The organism is Streptomyces sp. NPDC002926 (genome assembly GCF_053591755.1).
On sequence record NZ_JBSFUK010000051.1, the window covers coordinates 1 to 18433 of the forward strand.

13 protein-coding genes and 1 pseudogene are annotated in these 18433 nt (G+C 70.3%); 12 read left to right on the forward strand and 2 right to left on the reverse strand.

What is annotated here, in order from left to right; genetic code table 11:
- Positions 1-70: 70 nt before the first annotated feature.
- Positions 71-247, reverse strand: coding sequence for a hypothetical protein (locus ACWDZ6_RS32150; protein ID WP_451505645.1), 177 nt, complete (start codon positions 245-247; stop codon positions 71-73).
- Positions 248-717: 470 nt separating this feature from the next.
- On the opposite strand from ACWDZ6_RS32150, the gene ACWDZ6_RS32155 reads away from it, so the two are divergent.
- Positions 718-1413, forward strand: a complete 696-nt coding sequence (locus tag ACWDZ6_RS32155; RefSeq protein ID WP_389185399.1) for a L,D-transpeptidase — start codon at positions 718-720, stop codon at positions 1411-1413.
- A gap of 322 nt (positions 1414-1735) precedes the next feature.
- Here the strand turns inward: ACWDZ6_RS32155 and ACWDZ6_RS32160 are convergent, their stop codons facing one another.
- Positions 1736-3193, reverse strand: a complete 1458-nt coding sequence (locus ACWDZ6_RS32160) for a PucR family transcriptional regulator (protein ID WP_451505646.1) — start codon at positions 3191-3193, stop codon at positions 1736-1738.
- A gap of 111 nt (positions 3194-3304) precedes the next feature.
- Here ACWDZ6_RS32160 and speB point away from each other — a divergent pair, with 111 nt between their 5' ends.
- The 11 genes and pseudogenes from speB to ACWDZ6_RS32215 form a co-directional block, all read left to right on the forward strand.
- Positions 3305-4252 (forward strand): agmatinase, encoded by a 948-nt coding sequence (speB, locus tag ACWDZ6_RS32165; protein ID WP_451505647.1) that lies wholly within the window; start codon positions 3305-3307, stop codon positions 4250-4252.
- Entirely contained in the window at positions 4249-5790 is a 1542-nt protein-coding gene (locus ACWDZ6_RS32170; RefSeq protein ID WP_451505648.1) for a purine-cytosine permease family protein, read from the forward strand. Before speB ends, ACWDZ6_RS32170 begins: the two co-directional genes overlap by 4 nt.
- 7 nt (positions 5791-5797) lie before the next feature.
- Positions 5798-6442 (forward strand): cyclase family protein, encoded by a 645-nt coding sequence (locus tag ACWDZ6_RS32175; RefSeq protein WP_451505649.1) that lies wholly within the window; start codon positions 5798-5800, stop codon positions 6440-6442.
- Between the two features lie 73 nt (positions 6443-6515).
- Entirely contained in the window at positions 6516-6905 is a 390-nt protein-coding gene (locus ACWDZ6_RS32180; RefSeq protein WP_451505650.1) for a YybH family protein, read from the forward strand.
- A gap of 335 nt (positions 6906-7240) precedes the next feature.
- Positions 7241-10450: a tetratricopeptide repeat protein gene (locus ACWDZ6_RS32185; protein WP_451505651.1), complete on the forward strand. Its 3210-nt coding sequence runs from the start codon at positions 7241-7243 to the stop codon at positions 10448-10450.
- A 68-nt stretch (positions 10451-10518) separates the two neighbouring features.
- On the forward strand, positions 10519-11931 hold the full coding sequence (locus ACWDZ6_RS32190) for an FAD-binding oxidoreductase (RefSeq protein WP_451505652.1): 1413 nt from the start codon (positions 10519-10521) through the stop codon (positions 11929-11931).
- Positions 11932-12594: 663 nt separating this feature from the next.
- A complete protein-coding gene (locus ACWDZ6_RS32195; protein WP_366732744.1) occupies positions 12595-13566 on the forward strand; it encodes a 3-oxoacyl-ACP synthase III family protein in 972 nt (323 codons plus the stop codon).
- 2 nt (positions 13567-13568) lie between these two features.
- On the forward strand, positions 13569-14516 hold the full coding sequence (locus tag ACWDZ6_RS32200; RefSeq protein WP_451505653.1) for a hypothetical protein: 948 nt from the start codon (positions 13569-13571) through the stop codon (positions 14514-14516).
- Positions 14516-16483, forward strand: a complete 1968-nt coding sequence (locus ACWDZ6_RS32205; RefSeq protein ID WP_451505654.1) for a fatty acid CoA ligase family protein — start codon at positions 14516-14518, stop codon at positions 16481-16483. The genes ACWDZ6_RS32200 and ACWDZ6_RS32205 overlap by 1 nt, the downstream gene beginning before the upstream one ends.
- A complete protein-coding gene (locus tag ACWDZ6_RS32210; protein WP_451505655.1) occupies positions 16480-17514 on the forward strand; it encodes an NAD-dependent epimerase/dehydratase family protein in 1035 nt (344 codons plus the stop codon). The genes ACWDZ6_RS32205 and ACWDZ6_RS32210 overlap by 4 nt, the downstream gene beginning before the upstream one ends.
- Positions 17515-17516: 2 nt before the next feature.
- Positions 17517-18433 (forward strand): annotated as a pseudogene (locus ACWDZ6_RS32215) (non-ribosomal peptide synthetase); the annotation flags it as partial.

Sequence of the window (18433 nt, forward strand, 5' to 3'; positions counted from 1 at the left end):
GCTACCTGGAAGGTGTACCAGGACAGCAGAGCGGCACACAGCAGCGCGAGCACCCGTGGCGTGGTGATCCTCACCGGTCGGCCCTCGCGGTGCGCGCCGAGATCCGGCCGATGTCCCGGAAGCCGAGGTAGCCCTGGGTGAAGGACAGTGCGGTCTGTCCCGGGTCGAGATGCCAGGGCTGGTGTCCGCCGGCGCGATAGTCACGCTGCCACGCCTGGGCTTCGGCGAGCGTGGCGAACGGCCACATCGGCTGGAGGCGCCCGGAGCCGAGCGCCGGCGCGCTGCCGCCGGGTGCGGGCGTGGTCGGCGCTTGCGTGCCGGGCGGTTTTGTCGCCGTAGGCGCCGACGGAACGGGCGTGGCCGGCGACTGCGACGCCGAGGACGTTCCTGGAGCGGGGGACGGTGATCCCGACGCGTCCGGAGGCCCGCCGGAACCCCCGCAGGCGGTAAGCAACAGGCCGGTCACGGCCGTTGCGGCGAGGAGTCGGAATGGGAGCCAGATGTTCATGAGTGCCCCAGGAAACGTGTGCCGACCGCCGGTACGGTCTGTGGGGCTATCGTGCCACCAGTCCGGTTCGCGTCACAGACCCCCGGCAGGTCGAGTCCCCGTGGGCGCGGCTGTTACGGAACCGTCTCCTTCCCGCGTGCAACTACTACCTCCCTTCTGCCGTCTACCAGGCGGAACTCGCAACACGCGCGTATAAGGAGTCGACAGCCGTGGGGCACACACGCCGACGAGGAGTCGTCGCACTCGGGATCACCGCGCTGGTGACCCCGCTCACTCTGGCCATGGGAAGCACGACCGCTCAGGCGGCCTCGTGCACGACGCAGACCGGGGTGTACCAGAAGCAGGTCGAGAAGTTCCTCGGCCGCCCGGTGGACGGAAAGCAGTCGGCCGCCGACTGCAAGGCGATCCAGGCCTTCCAGACGAAGCACTCGATCAGCCCGAACGTGGGGCTGGCGGGCCCCGTCACCTGGGGCGTCATGGATCTCATGACCAAGCAGAAGGCCGTCGGGAACAACCCGAACAAGTCCGGCAAGTGCCCCACGAACAAGGGCCGTATCGCCTGCGTCGACCTGACGCTCCAGCTGAGCTGGATCCAGGACGGCAAGAAGCTGGTGTACGGACCGGTCGCTGTACGTACCGGACGTAAGGGACACGAGACGCGGACCGGCCTGAAGAAGATCTCCTGGCGGGACATCGACCACGTGTCCAGCCTCTACAACGTGCCGATGCCGTACAGCCAGTTCTTCGACGGCGGCCAGGCCTTCCACTCCGTCGGCATCAGCGTCTGGGCGCCGCCCGGCTCGCACGGGTGCGTGAACATGACCAAGAGCGACGCCGCCAAGTACTGGAGCATGCTCCGCAAGGGCGACGACGTCTTCGTCTACGGCCGCAAGCCCGGAACCTGAGACACACCGCAACCCCGCGGGCTCGTGCAAGCGCCCGGAAGCGCCGGACCGACGGTCCGGCGCTTCCGCGTTTCCGGCGAGCCAGGACGGCCCCGCAATGTCGCACCGGCCCGAGGTGTGCGGGGGGCGGCGGAACACGGTATCCGCACCCACCGCCCCCACCGCGCCCAACTCGGCCGCCCCGGACCGGAGATGCCGCCGATCCGGACGAGACCGGCCCACGGCACCTGTGATACCGGGCCGTCCCGGCGCCGAACCGCTGCCCCATGCCCCGCCAGGTGTGCACACCCCCACTGCTCCCGCGGACCTGTGAGCCGACGGCTCAGTCGAGCAGCCCGAGTTCAGCAGCGGCCCGGATCGCCAGCCAGACCTCGGCGAACGCGCCGGTGGTGGACATGTCGCGGCCGGTGACCTCGCCGAAGCGGCGCAGGCGGTAGGAGAGCGTGTTGGGGTGGACGTGGAGGGCCGCGGCGGCCTCGTCCGTACGGCGGTCACGTTCCATCCAGGTGCGCACCGACGGCAGGAGCCGGGAGCCGTGACCGGCGTCGTAACGCAGCGCCTCGCCCAGAACGTGCTCGACGAGAGCGGTCAGCGCGGCCGGATCGTCGGGCAGCCAGCGGCCGGTGGTGTCCTCCCCGTACTGGACGAGGGCGCGGCCGGACGCGGCGGCGTGGGAGGCCGACCACCGCGCCTCGCGCTGCGCGACCCGCAGCGAGGCACCCGGGCCGAAGGGGCGGCTCATCCCGGCGGCGACGCCGGGGAGGACCGCGACCCGGTCGCCGAGGAGGGGGGAACCGAGGAGGTAGCGGTCCTCGCCGCGATTGAGCATGAGGTACGGCTGATCCTCCAGCGCCCGTAGGACGGCGTCCTCGGTGACGCCCCTGACCACCGCCAGGGCGATCTCGCCCCTGATGGAGTGCCGCTTCAGGTGGCGCTGGGCGACCGCGGGGTCGAGAGCGTCCTGGAGCAGTTCGGCGAGGAACTCGGCGCCTTCTCTGCGCAGCGCCTCGCGTTCGGTGCGGACCGCGGCGAGCAGGAGCGCTGCCACGGTGGCGATGTGCTGCACGACGGCAAGCCCGGCCGGGCGCGCGTCTTCGCGCTCGAATGCCACGAGGAAGCCTGCCGCGCCACCGGGCGAGGGCACCGGGATGGCGAATCCGCCGGGGATGGCCGGCGGGGCGTCCGCCGAGCCGGGGACGACGGCCGGGTCGGGGGCGGGGACGCCGGGAAGCAGGGGGCGGCCCTGCATGGTGCACAGAAAGATGTCGTATCCGGACAGCTTCTCCAGGCGTGTGAAGAGCGTCGCGGTGTCCAGGTTCTCCGAGGTCAGCCAGCGCAACGCGCCGAAGACCTGGAGCTGCGCGCCGAGCCGGTGGGCGGCGTCCTCCTGGAGGGCGGCGGCTACCTCCCGCGCCACGGCGATGAACGGCACGGCCAGCGGAACCTCGAGGACCGGCATGCCCCGCCGCTCCGCCGCGGCGAAGAATGCCTGGCGCAGCGGGGGCATGTGCAGCTGGGCCGAGACCGCGAGGGCGGCGACTCCGGCGTCGTCGAGCCGCTCCAGATAAGCCCGCTGTCCGGCGGCCGAACGGGGCACGGCGAGTCCGGTCGTCATGATCATCTCGTCGCCGAGCAGCCAGGGTGTGGGGTCGTCCAGCTCGCTGACATGGGCCCAGGAGACGGAACGGTGCAGGCCGGCGGCGCCCGCGAGCAGGCGCAGCTGCAGCGCCGGGTGCTGGAGCAGATCCCCGACGGTCACTCGCTCTTTGTTGTCAGCCACAAAGAGATGCTAACTCTCTGTCTCCGTCACAATTGTGGTGCTGATCCTCCGATGGGCAGACTCTGCCGACCGGACCCGCTCCGGAGCATGTGAGAAGGGATCGCACCAGAGATGAACGAACCCCGAGGGCCTGTCGACTCCTCCCGGATCCCGCGCTTCGCGGGGCCTGCCACGTTCGCCCGGCTGCCGCGCCTCGACGAGGTGGCCCGCGCCGACGTGGCCGTGGTCGGCGTCCCGTTCGACGCCGGTGTCTCCTACCGGCCCGGCGCCCGCTTCGGACCCAATGCCGTCCGCGAGGCCAGCCGACTGCTGCGCCCCTACAATCCGGCGCTCGATGTGTCGCCGTTCGCCACCCAGCAGGTGGCCGACGCCGGAGACATCGCTGTCAACCCCTTCAGCATCGACGAGGCCATCGAGACCATCGAGGACGCCGCGAGTAGCCTGCAGGCCGACGGCACCCGCCTGGTCACCATAGGCGGCGACCACACCATCGCTCTCCCGCTGCTGCGCTCGGTGGCAAAGAAGCACGGCCCGGTCGCAGTGCTGCACTTCGACGCGCACCTGGACACCTGGGACACGTACTTCGGCGCCGAGTACACGCACGGCACCCCGTTCCGCCGGGCGGTCGAGGAGGGCATCCTCGACACCGAGGCGCTCTCCCACGTCGGCACCCGCGGTCCGCTGTACGGCAAGCAGGACCTCACCGACGACGAGAAGCTGGGCTTCGGCATCGTGACCTCGGCCGACGTCTACCGGCGCGGCGCCGACGAGGTCGCCGACCAGCTGCGCCAGCGCATCGGCGACCGCCCTCTCTACATCTCCATCGACATCGACTGCCTCGACCCGGCGCACGCCCCCGGCACCGGAACCCCCGAGGCGGGCGGCCTGACCTCCCGCGAGCTTCTCGAGATCCTGCGCGGCCTGGCCGGGTGCCGCCTGGTCGGCGCGGACGTCGTGGAGGTCGCGCCGGCGTACGACCACGCCGAGATCACCTCGGTCGCGGCCTCGCACGTCGCCTACGACCTGATCAGCCTGCTCGCTCTCAAGGAGGACAGTTGAGCGACTCCCCCGCTCTGACCGAGGTCGAGCAGTACGGTGTGGAACGCATTCCCGACGCGGACCGCACCGCGAAGCCGCTCGACCTGTTCAGGGTCGCGTTCGGCGGCGCCAACACCTTCGCCACCTGCGTGCTCGGCGCCTTCCCGATCCTCTTCGGGCTGTCCTTCTGGCAGGGCCTCGCGGCGACCGTGCTCGGCCTGATCACGGGCGCGATAATCCTCGCGCCGCTGGCGGTGTTCGGCCCGCGCAACGGCACCAACAACGCGGTCTCGTCCTCGGCCCACCTGGGTGTGCACGGGCGGATCGTCGGCTCCTTCTTGTCGCTGCTCACCGCCATCGCGTTCTTCTCCATCTCGGTGTGGTCCTCCGGCGACGCGCTTGTCGGCGGCGCGCACCGGCTGATGGGCGTACCGCAGAACGACGGCGTGTTCGCTCTCGCGTACGGCATCTTCGCGCTGCTGGTGCTGGCGGTGTGCGTGTACGGCTTCCGGTTCATGCTCTTCGTGAACAAGATCGCGGTGGTGGCGGCCTCGACGCTGTTCGTCCTTGGCCTCTTCGCCTTCGCCGGGGACTTCGACCCGGGCTACCAGGGCGCGTTCCAGTCCGTGTCCTCCGCGGGGTTCTGGCCCGCGTTCATCGGCTCGGCGCTGATCGTGCTGTCCAACCCGGTGTCCTTCGGCGCCTTCCTCGGCGACTGGGCCCGCTACATCCCGGCCGACACCCCGAGCCGCAAGGTCGTGACGGCGGCGTTCGCCTCGCAGATCGCCACGATTCTGCCGTTCTTCTTCGGTCTGGCCACCGCCTCGATCATCGCGGAGAAGGCGGCGAAATACATGGACCCGAGCGCCCCGAACTACGTGGGCGGCCTGCTGGCGGTCTCGCCCGGCTGGTACTTCCTGCCGGTGTGCCTGCTCGCGCTCATCGGCGGCATGTCCACGGGCACCACCTCGCTCTACGGCACCGGCCTTGACTTCTCCAGTGTGTTCACCCGGTTCAGCCGGGTGCAGGCAACGGTGTTCGTCGGCGTGCTCTCGGTCGGGTTCATCTTCGTCGGCCGCTTCGCCGCCAACCTGTCGCAGTCCATCTCCACCTTCGCGACACTGATCATCACCTGCACCGCCCCCTGGATGGTGATCATGATGCTCGGCTATCTGACCCGTCGCGGCTGGTACGACCCGGATTCGCTCCAGGTGTTCAACCGGCGCCAGCGCGGCGGCCGTTACTGGTTCAGCCACGGCTGGAACTGGCGCGGCATGGGCGCCTGGCTGGCCTCGGCGGTCCTCGCCCTGATGTTCGTCAACCTGCCGGGGCAGTTCGTCGGCCCGCTCGGCGACCTGGCCGGCGGCGTCGACCTCTCGCTCCCGGTAGGCCTGGGCATCGCCGCCCTCCTCCACCTGTCGTTGCTGTGGCTCTTCCCCGAGCCGCGCGAGGCCTACGGGCCCGAGGGGCCGCGCCTGGTCCGCGCCTCGGACACACCCATGACGCCGATCACGACGGAGGCCGGAGTGCCTGTCGACGTGGTCGCGGAATCGGTCTGAGGCGAACATGCGCATCATCGACCTGTCTGTCGAGCTCACCACCGGGATGCCGGTTTATCCGGGCGATCCTCAGGTCTCGGTCGCCCCGGCGCTGACGGCCACCGCCGACGGGGTGAACGTCCTGCACCTGGACATGGGCTCGCAGACCGGTACCCATGTCGACGCTCCGTTCCATATCGACGACGCGCTGACGACCCTGGACCAGCTGCCCCTGGAGCGGTTCCTGGGCGAGGCCGTCGTCGTGGACGCCCGCGGCGCGCGGCCGCGCTCACCGCTCGGGCCGTCCCTGTTCGAGGGGCGCGTACGGGCGGGGGTGATCGTGCTGGTGGCCACCGGCTGGTCGCAGCACTGGGGCACGGAGGACTACGTCACCCACCCGTATCTGACCCGGGAAGCCGCCGAGCTCCTGGTCGCGGCCGGGGTCCGGACCGTCGGCATCGACGCGCTCAGCGTCGATGCGACCCCGGCCGACGACTTCCCCGCCCACCGGGTCCTGTGCGGCGCCCACTCGGTCATCGCCGAGAACCTCACCGGGCTCGACCGTCTGCTCGACGCGCAGACGGCAGGCGAGCCCATCGAGGTCTCCCTGCTGCCCCTGCGGCTGCCCGCCGCCGACGGCGCCCCCGTGCGGGCCGTCGCCCGCATCGGCTGACCACCCCTCCCTCTCTCCGTACGGGAAGGTCCCGCCCTTCCCGTACGGAATGTCACCGCAAGGAGCACGACCCATGACCGACGAGGTCCTGAAGGCCGCCGACGCGCTGGTGTCCGCCTTCGGCGAAGGCCGCCTCGACGACTACTTCGCGGCGTTCGCGCACGACGCGACGTTCGTCTTCCACACCACCCCCGAACGCCTCACCTCCACCGCGGACTACCGCACCCTGTGGAACAGCTGGGTCGACGAGGACGGCTTCCGCGTCCTGGCCTGCACGTCCACCGGCCGACTGGTCCAACTCCTCGGTGAAACCGCCGTGTTCAGCCACGAGGTGAAGACCACGGTCAGCACCACCGCCGGCGAAGAGACCCTCAGGGAGCGCGAGACGATCGTGTTCCGCCGCCAGGAATCCGGCCGCTGGCTCGCCGTGCACGAACACCTCTCGCCGGCGGCCGGGGGGTAGGCGCGCGAGGCGAAGCCGCACCCGCACCCGCACCCGCACCCGCACCCGCACCCGCACCCGCACCGAGAACAGCAACAACCGCGCGCCCGCGCACCTCTCACCACCTGCTGGAGGCTGACCGCAACCCTGGCCTCGGTGACCCGCCGTTACGCGGCGCGGGCGCCCCGTCTCCCCCGGGCCTGTAAAGTGATCGGTGTACCTCCTGTGTGACACCGGCCCGTCAAATCCGCTGGTGAGCGCGGGGAAATGACCATCTGGGTCATGACGGTGATGCGCATGGTCGACCGACTGCCGCCGGATCCACCCACCCTCGGCAGCCTGCCCTAGGGGCGCACATGGCCGACGAGGTGCGCGTCGATCTGCTTGGTGGCCTGCACGTGGCGGTCGGAGACCGCAGCGTCGCCGCCGGGGCGTGGCGGCTGCGCAAGGCCAGGAGCGTCCTGAAACTGCTGGCCCTGACACCGGACCACAGGCTGCACCGGGACAGGTTGTACGACCTGCTGTGGCCCGACCTGGATCCGGAGGCCGCGTCCAACAACCTGCACCAGGTGCTGCATGCCGTCCGGCGCGCGTTGGCGACGGCCGGGACACCCGGCGATGTCGTCGTCCTTCGGGACGACGTGGTCGCACTCGGCCCGGACGGCGGTGTCCGGGTCGACCTCGACGAGCTGGAGGACGCGACACGACGGGCATCGGCCGGTGGCAGGCCGGCGGACTACCGCGCCGCACTCGCCCTGGCCGAGCATGAACTGTTGCCCGAGGACACCTTCGAGCCATGGACGCAGGAGGCGCGCAGTGCCCTGGGTGTCCGGCGCACCGGACTGAGACTGGCTCTCGCCGAGGCGCTCGAGCAGCAGGGCCGCGCCAGGGAGGCGGTCGAGGTGCTGGAGTCTCTGATCGCCGACGACGAACTCAACGAGCCGGGCCACCGGGCGCTCATGCGGGTCCTCGCAGCCACGGGGCGACGGCGGGAGTCGCTGGCGGTGTACGAGCAACTGCGTGACGCGCTCCGCGGTGACACCGGATCCGACCCGGACCCACAGACCCGCGAGATCTACCGCACGTTGCTGGCGGGCTCGGTCGAGGAGCCGGCCGAACGCGGTCCCGTCCGTCGTCACAACCTGCCGGCGCAGCTGACCAGCTTCATCGGCCGGGAACGCGAAATCGTCGAGGTGGACGAACTCCTCGCGCGGAGTCGGCTGTTGACCCTGACCGGCCCCGGCGGTTGCGGCAAGACCCGGCTCGCCCTGGCCGTCGCGGCCCGGCACATCGAGGCTGTACGCGACGGTGTGTGGTTCGTCGACCTCGCCGCGGTCGCCGAACCCGGGTTCGTTCCGGACGCGGTCGCCGCGGTGCTCGGCATCGAGCTCCCGCCGGACAACAGGACGCAAGCGGCCCTGGTCACGCAGCTGTCCGGGCGGGAGCTGCTGCTCGTGCTCGACAACTGTGAGCACCTGGTCGAGTCCTGCGCCGACCTGGTCGCGGACGTCCTGGCCAACTGTCGGGGGGTCGTCGTACTGGCCACCAGCCGCGAACCGCTACGGGCCTACGGCGAACGCACATGGAGAGTGCCCTCACTCGGGCTGCCTGACATACATCGGCTGCCACCCCCGGCCGAGCTCGGCCGTTTCTCATCCGTGCGGCTGTTCGTGGAACGGGCCAAGGACGCCGTCCCGCATTTCCAACTGGACGCGGACAACGCGGCCGCCGTCGCACAGATCTGCTTCCGGCTCGACGGGATGCCCCTGGCCCTGGAGCTCGCGGCCGCGCGGGTACGCATTCTGGCACCGCGACAGATCGCCGAGCGGCTGGACGACGCGCTCACCCTCCTCGGGCAGGGCAGCAGGCATACGGTGACCCGGCAGCAGACGCTGCTGGCCACCCTGCGGTGGAGTCACCAGCTGCTCGACCCCGAGGAGCGACTGCTCTTCCGTCGGCTCGCGGTCTTCGCCGGCGGCTTCTCCCTGCCCGCCGCGGAGGAGGTGTGCACCCAGGACATCGACCCTCCATCCGTGCTGGATCTGCTCGGCCGGCTGGTCGACAAGTCGCTCGTCCTGGTGGAGCGCCACGGCGACGAAGCGCGCTACCGACTGCTGGAGACGATCCGGCAGTACGCGCGGGAGCGGCTGCGCGAGTCCGGGGAACTGACGGAGACCGAGAGCCGGCACCGCGGCTTCTACCTCGCACTCGCCGAGTCGCATGATCCCGAGCTGACGACCCGGATCCCCGGCGAGACCTCACGCCTGCTCGAAGTCGATCACGACAACCTCCGCGCCGCACTGAGATCGGCCCTCGAGAACGACCCGGAACGCGCACTACGGCTGGCGGTCGCGTTGCGGCGCTTCTGGGTCGAGCGCGGGTACCTCGCCGAGGGGCGGCGCCGACTGGACGACGCACTCGCCGCGGCGCAGGCACCGACTCCGCTACGGGCACGGGCCCTCCTCGGCCAGGGCGTGCTGGCGATACGGCTCGGCGACGGCTCCCGGCTGGCGTCCATCGGTGCGGAGATCGTGGCGATCCACCGGGCACGAGAGGACCGGGCCGCGCTCGCGTACGCCTTCTACCAGCAGGCGATCCTGTTGTGGATGCGCGGCAGCTGGGACGAGGCGGGGACAGCGCTCGACGAGGCGTGCGCGCTCGCCGACGGGGAGCTGCCGGTTCTGGCCGCCGCCGCGCATCAGCGGGGGATCTGCGCCTTCTGCCGGGGTGACGGGAGCGCGGCCCGGGATGCCTTCGCAACAAGCCTGCGTCTGCTCACGGACCTCGACAGTGGGACCCGGCCGTACTTCCCGGTCATGACACCCGGGTACGTGGCCGAGGAGGACGCCGAGGGCACGATCACCTTGTGCTTCGAGGAGACCGTCCTGGTCGGGCGGCTGGTGGGCACGGCACAGGCTCGCGGGTACGCGTTGTCCAACCTCGCGTGGGCCACCCGGCTGGACGGCGACATGGAGGAGGCCAGAACAACGGCCGAGCGGAGCGTCGACTGCTTCCGCGGGCTCGGTGACCCGCACGGGGAGTCGCTGGCCCTCAACACCCTCGGAAACATCTGTCGCACCCACCGGGAGTACGCCGAGGCTCGGCCGTATCTCGAGGCCAGCCTCCGGATCAGACGCCGGCTCGGCGACCGCCGCGAGGTCGGGATCACCCTTGGCAGTCTCGGCCTGCTGGCGATGGCCGTCGGCGACGTCGACAGCGCGCGGGCCGCGATCGGACGGGCCCTCGCCGGATTCGAGGAGACCGACGACATCCCGGGTACGACGAACAGCGTGCTCCACCTCGGGCTCATCGCCCGGGCCGCGGGCGACGCCGCCACAGCCGGGGACCTGTTCACCAGCGCCCTGGATCTCGAATACGTTGCCGGGTCGACGTGCGCCACCGGGTGGGTGGCGGTCATGCTGTCGAGAATGGCGGCGGAAGCGGGCGACCAGGCAGGCGCCGACGCGGCCACCGCCCGCGCGCTGGACCTTTTCACGCGACTGGGCGACGTACGGGGCCTGGCTCACCTGCGCCGAGCCGGGGCACGGACGCAAAGGCGACGCTAACCCGGTGCTAAGCGGCACTTCTTACCTTCCTTGGTGTCAGAGCAAACGCCACACCAAGGAGACCGAAAATGTCGATCGAGACGGCAGAGGGAGTTCTCGGGGACGCCACCATCGGTGAGCTGGAGGCGGGACTGCGGGGCGAGGTCGTACGCCCGGAGGACGCGGAGTACGACGAAGCCCGGACGATCTGGAACGCCGCGCACGACCGGCGGCCGGCCCTGGTGGTGCGGTGCGCCGGAACGGCCGATGTGATGCGTGCGGTCGAGTTCGCACGCAGCCAGGACCTGCTCGTCGCGGTACGGGGCGGCGCACACAGCATCGCCGGGTTCTCGACCTGCGACGGAGGGATCGTCATCGACCTGTCCGCGATGAAGGGGGCGCGGGTCGACCCGGTACAGCGGCGGATCGTCGCACAGCCCGGGATGACATGGGGAGATTTCGACCACGAGACCCAGGCGTTCGGCCGTGCCGTGACCGGCGGCCTGGTCTCGACGACCGGGATCTCCGGCTTCACCCTCGGCGGAGGGGTGGGCTGGCTGGTCCGCCGTCACGGCCTGGCCTGCGACAACCTGGTCGGGGCCGACGTCGTGACCGCGGACGGCCGGCTCGTGCACGCCAGTGCGGAGGAGAACCCCGACCTGTTCTGGGCGCTGCGGGGCGGCGGTGGCAACTTCGGTGTCGTCACATCGTTCGAGTACCAGTTGCACCCGGTGGGCCCGCAGGTGCTCGCGGGCCTGATCTTCTACCCGGCCGCCGAGGCGCGACAGGTGATCACCCGGTGGCGTGACCTGACCGCCGGAATGCCCGACGAGCTGACGACGTTGGTCAACCTGACAACAGCGCCCCCGCTGCCGTTCCTGCCGGAAGAGGTGCACGGTACCCGGGTCGTGGTCGTCGGCGGCATGTACGCCGGTGCCCCCGAGGCCGGCGAAGCGGCGGTCCGGCCGTTGCGCGGGCTCGGTACCCCGATCGCCGACCTCATGGGCCCGATGCCCTACGCCGGAATGCAGACACTGCTGGACCCGCTGTGGACGCGTGGCGCGCACAACTATTTCACCTCGGCATTCATCGAGGCGTCCGATCCCGCGATCGATGAGCTGACGCGCCTGCACCACACAACGCCGACGCCCTCCAGCGAACTGCACATGCATCATCTGGGCGGCGCCTTCGGCCGCGTTCCCGCGGACGCAACAGCGTTCAGCCAACGTGACGCGAACTTCCTGTGCAATGTGATTGCACGTTCCCCGGCGCCGACCGGCTTCGACGAGCACGTCGCGTGGGCGCGGGGGGCACGGGATGAGATCGCCCGCCACGGCCACGGTGCGACGTACGTCAACTTCACCGGCGACGGGGCGGAGGACAAGGTGCGCGCCTCGTATCCGGGACCGGTCTACGACCGGCTCGTGCAGGTCAAGAACAAGTACGACCCCACGAACCTGTTCCGGCTCAATCAGAACATCCGCCCGTCCTCGGCGAGTTGACCCTGGTGCACCGCGGACCGGCTCCCGTGGCGGCCACCGATTGTGGTGCGGGCGTGATGCCGCCGGACTCCTGCGATGCCGCCGCAACGCGGCACCGCAGGAGTCCACTCATGGCAGGCCGGGCGGTTCACGCGGGAAAGGACAGCGCACCACCCTCGCATGATCGAGATCCGGACAGTCGTATCGCGCGGATTGCGCATGCCTGCACTCGCCGAAAACCGGGTTCTCGTCGCCGTATCCGGCAGGCGTGACAAGGCACGCATCGCAACTGGGGCGCGATTTTTGCCGAGGCGGGTTCCATCGCTCCGGCCGCTTCGCTATTCCACGCAACCTCATCGACATCCTGCCGCAATATCGACCGCCGATTTTTGGCCATCACGCTCGACAACCCTCCATAACCGCAGAGTGGTGATCATCACAGGCTGGCGGCGTCAGACCCCCTGAGCAGTGCGCTAACGTCGTCGTGCGGCGCACCGAAGTCGGGGATTTCATGAACCATGACCAGTGGCTCGGCGATGAAACTTCAATTCGTCGAGGTTCCACCGTGAGTGCGCCGCGTGAATAGGGAACCACCGGGAGAGGTTTATGAATAAGAGTCGATTAGAGTCCATCGGGGCGTATCTCCCCTCGGCTGTTATGAGTACTCCGGAACTCCTTACCCGCATGGAGAAAGTTCCGGAATTCGACCTCTTCAAGATTACCGGAATGGCCGAGCGCCGCGTCGCGGACGACACTGCCGACATCCCGGAGGACTGCCTCACGATGGCAGTCTCGGCAGCCCGCGACTGCCTGGACCGCTCGCGCTACACCCCGGACGAGATCGATGTCGTGATCTCCTGCTCCATCAGCCGCACGACGGACGGCCGACGCCACCAGTTCGAGCCTTCCTTCGCGCACCGCATCGCCAAGGAGATCGGCGCGACCTCCGCCCTTCACTTCGATGTCTCCAACGCCTGCGCGGGCATGATGACCGGCGTCTACCTGCTGGACCGGATGATCCGGTCCGGTGAGGTCCGCAACGGTCTGGTACTCAGCGGGGAGCACATCACCCCGATCGCCTTCACTGCCGCGCGTGAGATGGAGGACAGCCGGGACCCCCAGTTCGCGTCCCTCTCCGTCGGCGACTCGAGCGTCGCCGTGCTGGTCGATCGCGCCACCGACGAAGCAGACATGATCCACGACGTGGAGCTGATGACCTGCTCGGAGTACTCGCATCTGTGCCTGGGCATGCCCAGCGACGACACCGGCGATCTCGCGATGTACACCAACAACAAAGAGATGCATGCCCAGGACAGGCTGTCGCTGTGGCCGACCTTCCACCGCGACAAGCTGACCGAAGACGGTCGCCAATTCGCTGACGAGGAATACGACTTCATCGTCCAGCACCAGGTCGGCAGCCGGTTCATCGACTTCATGAACCAGGTGGGCGAGAGCATCTTCGAGACACCCATGCCGCAGACGCTCTCGGTCGTCGAGAAGTTCGCCAACACCGCGACCACCTCGCACTATCTGGTAATGCACCAGGCGCTCGCGGAACGACGAATACCCAAGGGGTCCAAGATCCTGCTGGTCCCCGCCGCCTCGGGTGTGGTGACCGGTTTCCTGTCCGCGACCGTCTCCTCGCTGGAGGTATGACCATGGCCACCGTCATCACCTCCACCGCGCTCAGCCCGGCGGACGACACAGGCAGCGCGATCGGGTACGCGGCGTCGGCGGGCAGCGCGTGCCTGGAACAGGCCGGGCTCACCGCCGCGGACGTCGATGTCCTGATCAACGTCGGCGTCTACCGCGACTCCAACATCTCCGAGCCGTCCGTCGCCGCACTCATCCAGAAGCGCATCGGCATCAACCTGGACTACCTTCACGCCCCCGACAGACGGGCCGCGTTCTCTTTCGACCTCATGAACGGCGCCTGCGGCGTGCTCAATGCCGTCCAGGCGGCCGGTGCCCTGCTGGCAACCGGCAGCGCCCGCCGGGTGTTGGTGGTCTCCGCCGACACGCACCCCTCGATGGACCCGTCCAGGGCCGGCACTGCCGAGTTCCCGTACGCGAGCACCGGCGCGGCACTGCTGCTGGAACGCACCGCCGATGCCCGCGGCTTCGGCCGGGTTCACCACCGGTCAGCGCCGGGGACACACGGCGTCAACGGGTATCTGCCTCTTTACGAGGCCGGCTCCGAGGGCCGTAGCACCATCGTCGTCGACCGGGACGGCGGCGTGCTGGAGCGGATGCTCGACCTGGCCGTCGACTCGGTACGCGGTTGCCTCGCGGCCGAGTACGGCACCGACGCAGACGGAGCGGCAGCGGTCCTGGACCGCACGCTGCTGATCACCTCGCAGCCGTCGCCCGACTTCCCCGCCCAGCTCGCCAAACGCCTGGGCGTGGCATCCGATGGCGCCGTCACCGTCGAAGGGGTGCAGGGCGATCCGCACACCTCGGCACTGACCTACGGCTTCCGGCAGGCACAGGACACGGGCAGGCTCGCGGGCTTCGACCGGATCCTCTTCCTCGCCGTCGGCGCCGGCCTGAGTTCGGCCACCACTCTCTACCACCTGGCCGACGACAGAGACGGAGCCGCGCGCTGATGCCCAGCAGCACGACCGCACTTGGCCACGACGCATTCCTGACCGAACTGCTTGCCTGGCACGCCGTCCGTACGCCCGACAAGCCGGCCGTCATCCACCCGGACGGGGACCGGATGGAGTCGGCCGGCCGGCCGGCCTACGCCTCGGTCGGCTACGCCGAGCTCGCCGCGCGGGTCACCGCCTGCGCCGCCGGGCTGGAAGCGCACGGCATCCGCCGCGGTACCCGTACCGCCCTGCTGGTGACGCCGGGCGTCGACCTGCTGACGCTGGTCTTCGCCTTGCTGCACATCGGCGCGGTTCCGGTGGTGGTCGATCCCGGCATGGGGCTCGGCCGCATGCTGGACTGCCTCCACAGGGTGGGTGTTCAGGCATTCATCGGTGTCCCGTCCGCACACATTCTGCGGCGGCTGCGTCCGCGTGCCTTCGCCGGAGTGCGGAGCCTGATCAAGGTGGGCCGCGGGAGCGGCACGGCACTTGCGGAGCTGATCGCCCTCGGTGCGGGCCTGCCGCAGCGGCCGCCGCTGAAGTCCGGGCCCGACGACCTCGCGCTGATCGGTTACACCACCGGCAGTACCGGCCCGGCCAAGCCGGTCGAGCTCACCGTCGGCATGCTGCGGGGCATGGCGTACGGCGTCGAGGAGGGCCACTTCACCTCCGACATGACCAGCACCCTGGTCACGCTGCCCCTGATGGGCGTGTTCGACCTCGCGGCGGGCCGCACGGCGGTGGTGCCCAAGATGAACATGGGCCGGGTCGGCGCCGCAGACCCGGCGCTGCTGACCGACGCGATCCGGCGCTTCTCCGTGAACGCCATGTTCGCCTCCCCCGCACTGCTGGGTCCGCTCTCGGCCCATCTGGCCGAGACCGGCGCCCGCGTGCCGTCGCTGCACCTGATCGTCTCCGGTGGCGCACCGGTGAGCCCGGAGCTGATGGGCGCGCTGCGTGCCGTACTGCCCAACAGATCACGTGTGTTCAGCACCTACGGGTCGACCGAGGCGCTGCCCATCGCACTGGTGGAGAGCAGAGAAGCGCTGGCCGGGCCGGCCGACGGCCTGGCAGCGGGCCTGGGTGTCTGTGTGGGCAGGCCCGCACCCGGCACATCGGTCCGCATCATCGAGGTCAGCGACGCTCCGATCCCCCGGTGGACGCCGAGACTGCCGTTGGAAGCCGGTGAGATGGGCGAGATCGTGGTCAGCGGTCAGGCGGTCAGCCCGCGCTACTTTCAGTCGCCCCGGGCCGACGCCGCGCACAAGATCCAGGACGGCGGGCGTCGTTGGCACCGCACCGGTGATGTCGGATGGATCGACGGTGAGGGACGGATCTGGTTCTGCGGACGCAAGAGCCACCGGGTCCGCGCAGCCTGCGGCGACCTGCACACCGTGCGCTGCGAGAGCGTCTTCAACACCCACCCGCAGGTCCGGCGCACGGCGCTGGTGGGCTTCGGCCCGCACGGCGAGCAGCGCCCGGTGCTGTGCGTGGAGCTGGCACCGGACACCGACCGCAATCAATGGCCCCGAATCGAGGGCGAGTTGCGCGAGCTGGGCGCGAACAACCCGATGACCAAGGCCGTCACGGACTTCCTGCCGCACCCCGCCTTCCCCGTCGACATCCGCCACAACGCCAAGATCCGCCGGGAGCTGCTGGCCGGATGGGCCGAGGACCGGCTCACCGGAAGCCGCCGCCCGACCGCGTCCGACCGCGCCCTGCGCGCCGTCCCGCTGCTCGGGTGGGCATATCTGGCGGCCTGGCCGCTACTGCCTTGGAACCATGTGGCGCTGACCGCTCTCTGGTGGGTGGACGCCTTCCTGAGCGTCGTCGTCCACGCGGTCCAGATACCGTCCGCGCTGCGTGCGGAGCAGGAACTCGCCACCGGGCGCAAACCGTGGGCGACCTCGGCGCTCACGATGCTCTTCGGAGCGACGTGGTGGCGTGCACAACTCCGCAGGACGAAGGGCGCTTCCGTATGAGGGTGCTGGTGACGGGCGCGTCCGGGTTCCTCGGCAGCCATATCGTCGACGCCTGTCTCCGCGCCGGCGACGAAGTGCGGGCACTGGTGCGCGAAGAGAGCGACCTGAGCCATCTGCGCACCGTTGCGGGCGTCGAGTTCGCCTACGGCGACCTGCGCGACGCCGCCTCGGTACGTCGGGCGATGGACGGGGTCGATGCGGTGCACCACAGCGCGGCCCGGGTCACCGACAGGGGTACCCGCGCCCAGTTCCGGGACGAGAACGTCTCGGGTACGGCGCGCCTCATGTCGGCGGCCCAGGAAGCCGGGGCGCGACGCTTCGTCTTCATCAGCAGCCCCAGCGCGCTGATGAGCATCCGCGGCGGCGACCGGCTCGACATCGACGAGAGCGAGCCCTTCCCCGCACGCCACCTCAATCTCTACTCGGAGACCAAGGCCGCCGCGGAGCGCCTGGTGCTGGCCGCGGACCGCGCGGACTTCACCACCGTCGCACTGCGCCCGCGCGCCGTGTGGGGCCCGCGCGACCACTCCGGATTCATGCCGCGGCTGCTCGCGAAGATGATGTCGGGCAGCCTGCCCGACCTCTCCGGTGGCAGGCCGGTGTACGCATCCCTGTGCTACTGCGAGAACGCCGCCGACGCCTGTGTGCGGGCGGCGCGTGCCGACGGGGTCGGCGGCAGGGCGTACTTCATCGCCGACCGGCAGCCGGTGGAGATCTGGAGCACGCTCGCCGGACTCGCCGAGCGGTTCGGCGGCAAGCCTCCGACCGAACGCGTCTCCCACCGCCTGCTGCGCGCAATCGCCTTCACGGCGGACATGGCATGGAAACTGCCGCCGTTGGCCAAACACTCCTCGCCACCCCTCTCCCGGTACTCGCTGGCTCTGCTCACCCGTTCGGCGACGTACGACACATCGGCGGCACGGCGGGATCTGATCGCGCCACGGGTGGACCACGAAGCCGGAATGGCCCGGCTGGAGGCCTGGATCGACAGCATCGGCGGCGTCGACGAATTCATCCGGAAGGTGAAGTAGCCATGACTGTGCATCATGCCGCGACGGGCATCGGTCCTGGGGCCCGTCCCGAGGGCCGTACCGCCTTCCGCCGGCCCGTCTCCCCGACCGAGTGGTCCTATCTGGCCGCCACCCGCCTGGGCGAGCTGCTGGTGCTCCAGCTGGTGGTCGAGGGCACCGGCCCGATCGACGCCCTGGAGTTGAGCCACGCCGTCGCGCAGGCCTCGGCGTCCTGCCCGGGCTCGCGGCTGGTGCGCCGCGGCAGGACGTGGGTCGACAGTGGACTGCCGGCGCGGATCGTGGTCGCCGATGGACAGGCCTTCGACCGCAGGACGCTCACGGGCCTGCCGGAGCTGACCGGTCCGCTGGCCGATTCGGAAGGCCGCCCCGGCTGCGAGGTGGTGCTCCTCACCGGGGAACCAGGCACCGTGGTGTTCCGTGCCTCCCACGCCGTGATGGACCTCAAGGGCGCGTCGGTCTGGGCCGCCGAGGTCTTCCGGGCTCTGCGGGGCGAACCGCTGCACGGCGCCGCCGATCCCCTGGCCGACTACCAATTGATGGACAGACTCGGCCGAACCGGGCGGCGGCCGCGCCTCGGGCTCGACCAGAGCTCCCCGCTGGCCGGCCGGGCGGGCAGCGGCTCGGTGTGGCGGCGGCGTACGGTTCCGGGCCGACACGCGGCGCTCGCCGCGAAGGTGGCGACGGCCGTTGCCGGCACGGGCGGTGGTTCCCCGGCCCGGATCATGGTCCCGGTGGATCTGCGGCGGCACGCTCCCACCGTGTCATCGACGGCCAACCTGGCACTGCCGGTGTTCCTCGACGTCCCGGCCGGCCATGGCACGGATGCGGTGCACCGCCGGCTGCTCAACGCCCTCGCCGCACGGCAGGAGCTGGCGGCCGGGGCGGAGGCGGCGCTGGCCCGGCTGCCGCTGCCCGCAGC

What these genes read in the sequence shown, in the direction of transcription:
- ACWDZ6_RS32200 (WP_451505653.1), top strand. Translation starts at nt 13,569, where the DNA reads ATGGCCACCGTCATCACCTCCACCGCGCTCAGCCCGGCGGACGACACA.
- ACWDZ6_RS32150 (WP_451505645.1), bottom strand. Translation starts at nt 247, where the DNA reads ATGTGGCCGTTCGCCACGCTCGCCGAAGCCCAGGCGTGGCAGCGTGAC.
- speB (WP_451505647.1), top strand. Translation starts at nt 3,305, where the DNA reads ATGAACGAACCCCGAGGGCCTGTCGACTCCTCCCGGATCCCGCGCTTC.
- ACWDZ6_RS32190 (WP_451505652.1), top strand. Translation starts at nt 10,519, where the DNA reads ATGTCGATCGAGACGGCAGAGGGAGTTCTCGGGGACGCCACCATCGGT.
- ACWDZ6_RS32195 (WP_366732744.1), top strand. Translation starts at nt 12,595, where the DNA reads ATGGAGAAAGTTCCGGAATTCGACCTCTTCAAGATTACCGGAATGGCC.
- ACWDZ6_RS32175 (WP_451505649.1), top strand. Translation starts at nt 5,798, where the DNA reads ATGCGCATCATCGACCTGTCTGTCGAGCTCACCACCGGGATGCCGGTT.
- ACWDZ6_RS32210 (WP_451505655.1), top strand. Translation starts at nt 16,480, where the DNA reads ATGAGGGTGCTGGTGACGGGCGCGTCCGGGTTCCTCGGCAGCCATATC.
- ACWDZ6_RS32185 (WP_451505651.1), top strand. Translation starts at nt 7,241, where the DNA reads ATGGCCGACGAGGTGCGCGTCGATCTGCTTGGTGGCCTGCACGTGGCG.
- ACWDZ6_RS32205 (WP_451505654.1), top strand. Translation starts at nt 14,516, where the DNA reads ATGCCCAGCAGCACGACCGCACTTGGCCACGACGCATTCCTGACCGAA.
- ACWDZ6_RS32180 (WP_451505650.1), top strand. Translation starts at nt 6,516, where the DNA reads ATGACCGACGAGGTCCTGAAGGCCGCCGACGCGCTGGTGTCCGCCTTC.